2 protein-coding genes are annotated in these 1,236 nt (G+C 66.0%); both read right to left on the bottom strand.

The window, feature by feature from the left end; translation table 11 throughout:
* The coding region (locus ABWP50_RS13525; protein ID WP_353218508.1) for a hypothetical protein at positions 1–481 on the bottom strand (481 nt) is incomplete at its 3' end.
* Between the two features lie 317 nt (positions 482–798).
* A partial coding sequence (locus ABWP50_RS13520) for a peroxiredoxin (RefSeq protein WP_353218507.1) occupies positions 799–1,236 on the bottom strand: 438 nt, incomplete at its 5' end.

The following is a 1,236-nucleotide window of genomic DNA, read 5'->3' as shown; positions in this document are numbered from 1 at the left end:
CGGCATCGGCTTGCAAGGTGCGGACCCGCGGATCGGTGGCGGCGATGAACGGCCCGCCCTGCGCAGAGACCTGGGCGGCGACTGGCGACGCGAACTGCACGGCGGCGGCGCGGCCAGCCATGAAGCGGGCAGGATCAAGACCAAGGCGGCGCAACACGGCTTCGGCGCGGGCATCGCCGGCCGGTGCAGCGCCAATCAAAGCTGCCAGCGGTTGGCCGGCACGCGGCAGCAAACGGGTGAGCGTTGCGGCGTCGGTGCGCTCGCTGGCCAATGCGGCAAGAAACCGGCGGCGAGCCTCGGCGACGGTGGACGCCGGATTGCTGGCGCTGTCGTCGTTGAACATGGCCGAAGCAGCTGTGACGGCAGAAATCGGGCTGGCGAAACCGCCTGTCTGGGCGGACGCCTCTTCGGCAACGACCGGCGCAGCCAGGCTGATCAGCCCCGCAGCGATAATGGCAAATGTGCCGATCCGAAATTGCATGACCCGGTGCAACCTTTTGCTCACCGGAGCGTATGATGCAGTACAATGCACTGGCGTTTTGCCGTCAGTGCCTGCCCCGTACTGCGTCATGCCCCCACCCGACTGGATGTCCAATCGGTAATGGATGTGAAGCAGCCGGCAGCAAGGTTTAACAACAGCGTGCGCCGGCGCGAGCGGCCAACCGTTGGGCGCAGGCGATGAAGCGTGACAAAAGCGTGCCAGCGGCGACAGGCCAAGGAACGGTGCCGTTCCAGAGGTGCTGGCGCTCGCTCTCCGCAATCACCGGCGCCGCTTGATTCGGCCCGGAGCGCTGCCGGTCAGGCCAGAGCGCGCGCCGCCGCCAGCACCGCTTCGGCGTGGCCCGGCACCTTCACCTTCGGCCAGTGCGCGACCACAATGCCGTCCCGCCCGATCAGGAAGGTGGCGCGTTCTATCCCCATGTATTTCTTGCCATACATGGATTTTTCCACCCACACGCCAAACGCACCGGTCACCGCGCCATCATCGCTGCCCAGCGCCACCGTCAGGCCCTGCTTGGCGCGAAATTTGGCGTGGCTGGCCACAGAATCGCGTGACACGCCCACCACATCGGTATCTGCCGCCGCGAACTCAGCCTGCAGGGCCGAAAACGCCTTGGCCTCGGTGGTGCAGCCGGGCGTGTCATCCTTGGGATAAAAATAGATCACCAGCTTGCGGCCCGCAAAATCGCCAAGCGCGATCGGGCCAGCATCGCCTTCAAGGCGAAATTCGGGGGC

Origin of the sequence: Sandarakinorhabdus sp., assembly GCF_040398645.1 — a bacterium.
Taxonomy (GTDB): Bacteria; Pseudomonadota; Alphaproteobacteria; order Sphingomonadales; family Sphingomonadaceae; genus Sandarakinorhabdus.
This window is presented reverse-complemented; position numbering and strand designations above follow the sequence as displayed.